This window comes from Microcoleus sp. ARI1-B5, assembly GCF_036705795.1.
Lineage (GTDB): Bacteria > Cyanobacteriota > Cyanobacteriia > Cyanobacteriales > Microcoleaceae > Microcoleus.
The window spans coordinates 1-8,065 of record NZ_JAUBVK010000060.1; the positions used below are offsets into that span (position 1 = coordinate 1).

The 8,065-nt window shown below is 48.4% G+C and carries 6 protein-coding genes; 3 read left to right on the forward strand and 3 right to left on the reverse strand.

The features are described from left to right. The first annotated feature begins 390 nt into the window (after positions 1 to 390). From QUB63_RS34565 to QUB63_RS34575, 3 genes are all read left to right on the forward strand, one after another. On the forward strand, positions 391 to 1,599 hold the full coding sequence (locus tag QUB63_RS34565; protein ID WP_332949908.1) for a hypothetical protein: 1,209 nt from the start codon (positions 391 to 393) through the stop codon (positions 1,597 to 1,599). A gap of 69 nt (positions 1,600 to 1,668) precedes the next feature. Beyond that, positions 1,669 to 1,848 carry a hypothetical protein gene (locus tag QUB63_RS34570; RefSeq protein WP_332949909.1) on the forward strand — a complete coding sequence of 60 codons (180 nt, stop codon included), beginning with the start codon at positions 1,669 to 1,671 and terminating at the stop codon, positions 1,846 to 1,848. Between the two features lie 111 nt (positions 1,849 to 1,959). After that, complete coding sequence (locus QUB63_RS34575) at positions 1,960 to 2,367, forward strand: PEP-CTERM sorting domain-containing protein (protein WP_332949910.1); 408 nt, start codon at positions 1,960 to 1,962, stop codon at positions 2,365 to 2,367. A 249-nt stretch (positions 2,368 to 2,616) separates the two neighbouring features. Here the strand turns inward: QUB63_RS34575 and QUB63_RS34580 are convergent, their stop codons facing one another. From QUB63_RS34580 to QUB63_RS34590, 3 genes are all read right to left on the reverse strand, one after another. Further along, positions 2,617 to 4,818 (reverse strand): iron uptake porin, encoded by a 2,202-nt coding sequence (locus QUB63_RS34580; RefSeq protein WP_332949911.1) that lies wholly within the window; start codon positions 4,816 to 4,818, stop codon positions 2,617 to 2,619. A gap of 291 nt (positions 4,819 to 5,109) precedes the next feature. Continuing rightward, positions 5,110 to 6,756 carry an HD domain-containing phosphohydrolase gene (locus tag QUB63_RS34585; protein ID WP_332949912.1) on the reverse strand — a complete coding sequence of 549 codons (1,647 nt, stop codon included), beginning with the start codon at positions 6,754 to 6,756 and terminating at the stop codon, positions 5,110 to 5,112. A gap of 160 nt (positions 6,757 to 6,916) precedes the next feature. Then, complete coding sequence (locus tag QUB63_RS34590) at positions 6,917 to 7,195, reverse strand: 4a-hydroxytetrahydrobiopterin dehydratase (RefSeq protein ID WP_332949913.1); 279 nt, start codon at positions 7,193 to 7,195, stop codon at positions 6,917 to 6,919. Between the last annotated feature and the right edge of the window lie 870 nt (positions 7,196 to 8,065).

Here is an 8,065-nt window from a genome sequence, read left to right on the forward strand (position 1 = left end):
ACTCATGCTCAGCCCCGAAAAAAATCTATTTTACCATCTCTCCCTACTCTTTATTTTATTTTTCGGAGATGTCTATTGAGTATATTAATTAACTGCGTAGATTTGAAAATTAGCTAATCAAACATTGCCATGTAAATCATGCAGCGATCGCAACTTGTAAACACCAGGCAATTTATTGTATTAATTAATACAGGATTTGCGCGCGAGTGTTTAGAAACCGGGTTTTTTTACGAAAAGACGCATTGTAGACCGCAGATTCGGTAAAAAACCCGGTTTCTCGGCCCCCATGCGTCCAGGACTGAAATTGCAACGTTTCTGTATAGCAAGATACAAATTGCTGGCATTGCCAATGTTTTTCTGTGCAGCCTACAATTTATAACTCCCAACATCATGCAAAATGGTGAAAAATTTGCACGCAGAGAAAGTCAAGAAAATTTGTACCCCGGCTTGACTCAGGAAGAGGAGAAATCCATATCTCAAAATCCGAGTGAAGATTCTCGAACAATTTTTTCTGGCCCCAAACTCAAATCAACGGTACAGTGGATACCGCACCCAGACGGCTATTGGATACTCCGCAACTCAGAAGGCGTTACTTGCTTGCAAGTTGACAATTCTGACAAAGAGGTAATGTCACAGTTTGGCTTGCAGCCGATCGGCGATATTGCATCGGAATATGACATTACTTTGGAGGATTTGCAATACTTGTTGCGGATGCTAGCAGAAACGGGAATGTTAGAGGTAACCCAACCTCAAAAACCACCCCCAAACAAATTCAACATTCAGCAATTGTTGTCTTTCCAAATTCCCCTGTTGAATCCCGATGCTTGGCTAACCAAACACGCAGGTAAACTCCGCTGGATTTGGACGTGGCAATTGAGCTTTTTTATGTGCGCTTTTATCAGTGCTTCTCTTTCTGTGTGGCTGGCTTTGGCTGACGATGTTTCTGCTTCCAATCAACAGGTTTGGGCAACAGGGGAAATTACAACGCTGGTAACATTTGTGCTACTGATTATGGTAGTAGTTGGTCTGCAGGAATTAGGTCACGCTTTTACTTTGAAGCACTACGGTGGTGTTGTCCCAGAAATAGGGCTGCTGTTTTTGTGCTTGATACCAGGATGCTATACGGATACCACAGATCAGTACAGTTTAGTGAGGCGGAAACAGCGCGTTTTTGTAGTGGCAGCAGGCGTGTTGGTGCAGGTTGCTATCTGGGCTTTATCGGTTTGGGTTTGGGTTTTGTCTAATCCTAATTCTGGATGGCATTTTGCTAGCTATTTGCTGATGGTAGCAACGCTTGTCACTGTAGTTTTTAACCTCAACCCTTTGAATAAGTTTGACGGCTATTATTTGCTAGTTGCTTTGACTGGGATTAACAATTTGCGATCGAGGTCTTTTCAATTTTACGCTCATTTACTGCGGCGCGAACACATTTGGGAAGAACCTTCAGACTGCTGGAATTGGGCTGCTTATGCTCCTTTTAGCATAGCTTATACGGTCTTTTTTTTAGGTTATCTGTTCTCTGCTGTTGTTCATTGGGGGGTGCAAAATATGCCGAGGTTTATCGATTTTTATAAGTTTTACCTGCTGTCTGGCAGTTAAAAAAAAGCGGAAAGTGGCAGACACTTTTAGGGAAGGGAAAGAAGAGCGATCGTTGAGGAGGCTGTGGCAATGAACGGATATGAAAAGTTAGGAGTAGCGGTTGTTTCTGGGGTTCTTAGCTTGGGCTTCAATGAGTTGGCAATACCTGTACAAGCTGCTGTTCTCACGCAAACTTATACGGTAAATTTGAAGCAGCAGCCAGTCAATAGTAATCTGAATGGGGTGCTGCCTAAGTTTAATTCGCTTTAGGCTACGCTGTTAAGGGCTTATGTTACAGTTCAGTCAACGGTTAACAGCGATATCAGTATTGTTCCTACTAGCAATTTTACTGGTACTGCGGTAACGAATGCTCAAATTGCTGTGAATTTACCTAGTTTAAAAGCTGACCCCAATTTGGTTTTGAGTTTGTTTGCAAATCCGCCGGAAATGAGTATTGAATCGGGGGCTGCGGGGGCTAGAAGTGGGAGTGCGAGGGTACGAGTTTCAAGGAGTTATAGTTCGCCGCAGTCTCTAAATATGTTTAGTGGGTGTGCGGGGGATTTAATTGCTGCTAGCATTGCGGCAATGGGTACTGTTAAAGTTTTAGGAACGCCTGCAACTGGAACTTACGCGGGCACTGTCGCGGTTGATTCAACACTTACTCTCACCTATGAGTACGAGTCTGAGTCTGAAACTGTGCCGGAACCTACTACGATCGCAGGTGTTGGTTTAGCTTTTGGCTTGGGGTGCTGGTGGAAGAGCAAGGTGGGGAAAAAAGCTTTTAAATAAGATGTATAAGATGCGATCGCCCGATCGCTCCTTTGAGAAATTATACTTTCGGGTTTTGGAGTCAGGTGAAGAAGGTGTCACCTTTAACGTTTAGCCCTCTGCCAAATAGGGGCTTCTCGCAAGTTTTTTGAGGGGCTTAATTTCCTTATTCGTCCACCGCACAAAAAAGCCCTGCCGGAAGCAGGGCTAAATTTAGCTAGAGTTGACAGCAGAGAGGGTATGACCCGCCCTGCCTCCTCTAACCCGCTCTTAGAACGTGAAAGTAGTTCTCAGAGTACCAATAATGATGTCGTCATTATTGCGGTCTTGATTTGGGTTGGTAATCCAAATGACACCCGGAGTCACAGCAATGTTATCCGAGAGCTTGAACTTGTAGAACCCTTCAAAGTGCCACGAAGTATCGTTTCTGAAGCTCCGCAAACTGCCGGGAGCCTCAAGTTTATCCAAGTAAGGCTCGCGACCTACCACAAATCCCAGCAAGTTGCCTTCTTTGCCTAAATCGGGCAAAGCCAAAGTGGCAGCGTAGTTCCAAATTCTCGCATCGCCGACGCCGAGAATGCGAGCATTGGTTAAGCCGGCCCAGCCGCCAAGGATAAATCTCGGGCTGAGTCGGAACGAAGCCTGAGCGCCGTAGGAATTGCTGACAACCTTGCGAGCGCGGAAGCCGTCAAAGCCTTCGCTCAAACCGTTGATGGAATTAGCCACGCCGGTACCGGTGAAACCGCCGAGATTGCCTTCCCCGTTCCCCAAACCGTTGTCAAACCCGAAGTTACCTCTGCTAAAGTAACCGTGGTTGTAGTTGAAAGCAACTTGTAAGTTGCGTCCGGGGGTAAAAGTCAACTGGCCCATCGCCGCGTAGTCGCCGTTGAACAAGCCTGCACCCTTAGTCGGATTGGCTGCATTTGAGGCCAAATAGCCGAAGGACAGAGAAGTCGGGCCGAACACGCCGCCCAGCAAGCCCCTGCCGCCGAAGGCGTAATCGAAGCCGATACCAGCACCGCCACCTAGGCGATAAATTGGGTTGCTCTGACCGAAGGCGCTGAGCGAGCCATTACCGCCGTCAAAGTCTTCAAAGTAAGGGTTGACGGTGGGGATAAAATCGTTCCAAATACCGTTAGCGGCTTCAATGGTAACGTTCAACCGATTGCTAGCGGGGAACTTGTAAAGCAAGCTGCCCAGGTTAAAAACGTTGTCGGTGCGGTTGACTACGTTCCAGGTTTGAGTGCCCTCGCTGGTAGCCCCGAAGTTAAAGTTTTGACCGTTGCCCACATCAAGCCTGGTGAGCAGCAAGTCTCGACCGGTGAAGCTTGTATTTAAATTGAGACGTACCCGCTGTTGGAAGACGGCTTCATTGTTACCCCTGCCGATTCTTCTGTTGTCTCTGCCAAACAAGCCATCATTGCCGCCAAAGTCGTCGCTGAGGGCAAAAATTGCTTCCCCAGTCAGTTTGGTAGTAGTTGAAAATTGGTTGGCTTCGAGTTCTGATGTCCGAGCTTCCAAAGCATCGACGCGGCCGCGCAGGGTTGCCAGTTCCGCTGCAAATTCTTCTTGGAGCCGTTGGAGGGCTGCCAAGTCATCTTTCGTAGCTAAGTTGGTAGTGCCTGCTCTGATTAGCTCGCTAACTTTGTCCAAACACGCATTTAGACCGGCGGCGAATTCGTAGCGGGTCATTGCCCGGTTGCCGCGGAAGGTGCCGTCGGGATAGCCAGCTATGCAATTGTAGCGCTCGACTAGGGATTGCAGTGCTTGGAATGCCCAGTCTGTGGGCCGCACGTCGGAAAGTTGAGATACTGAGGTTACTTGACCCTGAGTTTCGCCGCCGGCAGCACCTTCGCTGCTGTACTGGTTGAGCTGTTCTAATGTGGCGGCTGGGTTTTGAGCTTGTGGTGCGACAGTTTGGGCTAGAGATTCAGCCGGAGAAGGCAAACTTTGTTGTGCCGGCTCTGCCGCTGTCGGGGCGGTAGTTTCTAATTGAACTGCACTAATTTGCTCTGGGATAGCGGTAGCTGCCGGGGCTGGATTTTCTAGTTTGGCTGCTGGGGCTGAATTTTCTACTGGTTGAGCGACTGTTGGCTCAACTGCTGCTAAAGATTCAGTTGCAGGTTCTGATGCCGCTTCGGGATTTGCCACTGCGGGGGCTGTGTTGGCTGCGGCGATCGCACTTTGTGTTGCAGCCTGGCCCGAATCTGCTGCTATCGCCGGCTGGGTTTCGCTGCCCGCTGCTTGGGAAATTTCTTCGACTGGCTTTAGTGCTGCGCTAGTTTCGTCAACAGCAGCTAAAGCATTGACTTTGGCTTCGGAGGTTTGACCTGTTTCAGCTTGGGCCGCTTGAGGCTTGAGCGCATCAGCAGCCGGCTTTGCGTCTGCTGCCATCGCGCTCGAAGAAACTACTAGGGTAGCTCCTAAGACTGCTGGGCTGATTAGTAAGTAACTCCACAAAAATTTCGACATATTCACTCTCATCCTCACACCGATTACAGAGAAACTTTTCGAGTCTTCTATGTGGTCAGTAGTTGCTCAACTAGCATACTCCAAAAAGAGACCTAAAATTCACTTTTTCTTTTGATTCTTGCGGGCTGACGCAGTGTATAGATGTGATTGGCGGCTGCCCCGAGCCTGTTTTTTCCCCTGTACTCAACCGCCTCAAAACCTGACAAGACTTGGGCTGTGGATTGATTTGACTGCTGACACTTTAGGCGCAGGGTAGCCTATTTAATTTTTAGCACAGCACGCCCGAATCGTCTAGGCTAATTCGACTTTAACATCCAAGCTGTGTCCCAGGACGCTAAAGACTCGGCGGTGATCGAACAGTTCTAACAAATCGGCGTTGATTTTGTTGTGAGCTGCTTCTTGTCGCAAAATTTTCATCGCTGCATCTGTGCGCAGAGCTCGCTTGTAGGGGCGATCGCCTGCCGTTAGGGCGTCATAAATATCGGCGATGGTCATCAATTGCGCTTGAATGGGGATTTCTGAGTGTTTTAGACCTCGCGGATAGCCGGTGCCGTCGAGTTTTTCATGGTGTCCGTAGGCTATTTGGGGAACATTTTTTAGGTCCTTTGTCCACGGAATTTGGCTGAGAAATTCGTAAGTGTGAGTTACGTGAGATTCTATTGCCGATCGTTCTTCCGGCGTCAGGTTGCCCCTTTCCACCATCAATTGCACGATCTCGTCTGGGCTCAGCAGCGGTTTAATTGCCCCGTCTATATCTCTGTAAGTTTGCCGAGAAAGTTCTCGCAGTTGAGCTAGGGGTTCTTCTGCCAAAATGTGAGGTTCGTTTGCCTCTAGCAGCACTTCCCAGTATTCTGCCAATCTGGTTTTGCCCTCTGCTAGCGCCGTGTCTAGGTGTTCTATTTCCTGGCATTGAGCGCACTCTGGCTCCTCGCTGGGGTGTTTTCGGTAGGCTGAATGCTCTAGCAAGTATTTGTATTTAGCCTGGACGCATTCCATTTCCATTGTCCGCTGAGCTAAGCCAAACCGGTGGCGGATGATTTCTAGCTGTGCGGGGTAGAGCTTTTTCTGCTTGGTCAAAACTGCTTCTGGGACTCCGATTTTGCCAAAATCGTGCAGCAGGGCGGCGTAGCGAATTTCTTGAATTTGGCGGTTGTTAAAGTAAACTGAGCGCAGCCATCCGCTGCTGACGGCGTTTACTTCTTCTGACAGGCGTACTGTCAGGGCTGCTACTCGTTCTGAATGACCGTAGGTACAGGGGTCTCTGGCTTCTATGACTTGCACGCTTGCTTTGACGAAGCCCTCGAACAAATGTTCTATGCTTTCTTGGAGTTGATTGCGCTCGATCGAGATTGCAGCTTGAGAAGCGAGCGATCGAACTATCCTTTCTTCCCACTCGGAATACTGCTGCGTCGATTCCCAGGCATTCTCTGCTGTCAGCACCGCATCTGCCTTTGTTTTGCGGTTAATCAGTTGCAGTATACCTATTGTTTCGCCCTGTCGGTTTTGCATGGGCAGCACCATTACCGAGCAAGTGCGGTAATTAATATCCCTGTCAAAACTCGTATCTAGCTGGTAGGGTACGCCGTTCGGCAAGTCGTAGGCATCAGACAGGTTCAAACTTTGACCTGTAATTGCCACGTAACCCGCCAAGCTTTTGTCTGTCAGCGGCAGGGCAAATTCCTTAAACGACAGTCTGGGTTTAGAACCGTTTTGGGCTACCTTGAACAGCAACTTAGATTTCGCGTCGCTGTGATCTACTAAATAAACGCTGCCCGCATCGCTGTAGGTGATTTCCCTGCTTTTAGATAAAATTAAGTTTAACAAGCCGCCCAAATCTTGGGCGCTCGACAGAGCAGCGCCAATATCCAAAAGCTTTTCTATCAGATCGGTTCTTTCGGCAGACTCGTTCAATAACTCTGGCTTTTCAAATACGATCATGGTCGGAGGATGGCGAATAGCCTTTTATACATTGGACTTTTTGCATCTCGACTTTTTCACACCCGATTCTAACCCAGAGTCGATTTTTTATTTGCGAGCTTTCCGCGCTCGGGGACTGTCGCTAGATGCGGTGGCTGCTGTTGGGAAAACGGGAACTCTTCTAATTTAGCGCATAAATCTCTTGGGCTAGCGCCAAGTCTTTCTCAGTTAAGCCTCCTGCGCGAGCTGTCAAGTTAACTGTTACTTTGTTATCGGAGATTTCTCTGTCTGGGTGATGTCCTGCTGCTTCTGAGGGGGCGACCAACTTATTCACAAAGCCTCCCGCGCCGATAAAATCTTTAAATGAACGGGTACACCGTAATTGCTTGCCGTACACCGTCGGGCCTGACAATTGACTGGCGCGCTCTTGAATTTCAGTATCGTTAAGTAGGTCAGCCATAATTTTTTCTTGAGGATTAGCTATGAGGGCAGATTCACAGCCCACCTGCGGAAAATCCTACCAAAAACTATCCGCTCTCACCAATAGTGTTAAGGCTCAAGTTTTAAGACTTAAGATTTAACACTATTTGAGGTGAGAGCGGTCTAGCGGGTCTTCAGATTAGAACCTGACTGCCGGGAGAATCCCTAGCTGGGCCTGGTTCCCCGTGGAAGTCGTTTCCAGTTGGAAACGACGGCTGACTGCTAGTGAGCGGCCCCGGCGCACAGCCGGTAGTTTCCAATCTGATGACCCATGGGTTTACTACTTTCTATCATGGGCATCACCTCCAGTTTAGCTAAATGGCTTCATATTTGAACGCACCTCACCCAAATACAAGATTTGGTGTGAGGATTTGTGCGCTAGCCCTTGCCAGCGTAACCGAAAGAACCTGCGTTCTGAGTATCGTTCCAGTAGTCACAATTATTAGAATAACACAAGGAATTAGAAGTGGGGGGATGCAAGTTGAGATTTTTGCAAGATGAGGGGAAATTACTGCTGTGGCTGGGTTTTCGATCGATCTCTACAGCCAGCGCCCGATCGAGCTTTTGAACGGATTGCAGATATTTGAGTCAGAATATGGGCTGTGGGGCGAGCTGTAAAGCGGGTTTAAATGTGCGATGGGCGTGCGATCGCACAAAAAAGCTCCCGCCGAGCGATCGGCAGGAGCTTTTTAAACATTAAGGGTAAAGCCTAAATTGATTTATCTTACCCTTTGAAAATGTTGGAATTTTTGATATTTCGCGCTGATTACAGAGCGTTACCGCGAGGCAGAACTTCTTCAGGGAAGATGAAGTTTTCGTGGGGTTGGTCGGTCGGAGCCATCCAAGCACG

Excerpts from the sequence above, each read along its gene's own strand:
- QUB63_RS34565 (WP_332949908.1), top strand. The coding sequence starts at position 391 with ATGCAAAATGGTGAAAAATTTGCACGCAGAGAAAGTCAAGAAAATTTG.
- QUB63_RS34580 (WP_332949911.1), bottom strand. The coding sequence starts at position 4,818 with ATGTCGAAATTTTTGTGGAGTTACTTACTAATCAGCCCAGCAGTCTTA.
- QUB63_RS34585 (WP_332949912.1), bottom strand. The coding sequence starts at position 6,756 with ATGATCGTATTTGAAAAGCCAGAGTTATTGAACGAGTCTGCCGAAAGA.
- QUB63_RS34570 (WP_332949909.1), top strand. The coding sequence starts at position 1,669 with ATGAACGGATATGAAAAGTTAGGAGTAGCGGTTGTTTCTGGGGTTCTT.
- QUB63_RS34590 (WP_332949913.1), bottom strand. The coding sequence starts at position 7,195 with ATGGCTGACCTACTTAACGATACTGAAATTCAAGAGCGCGCCAGTCAA.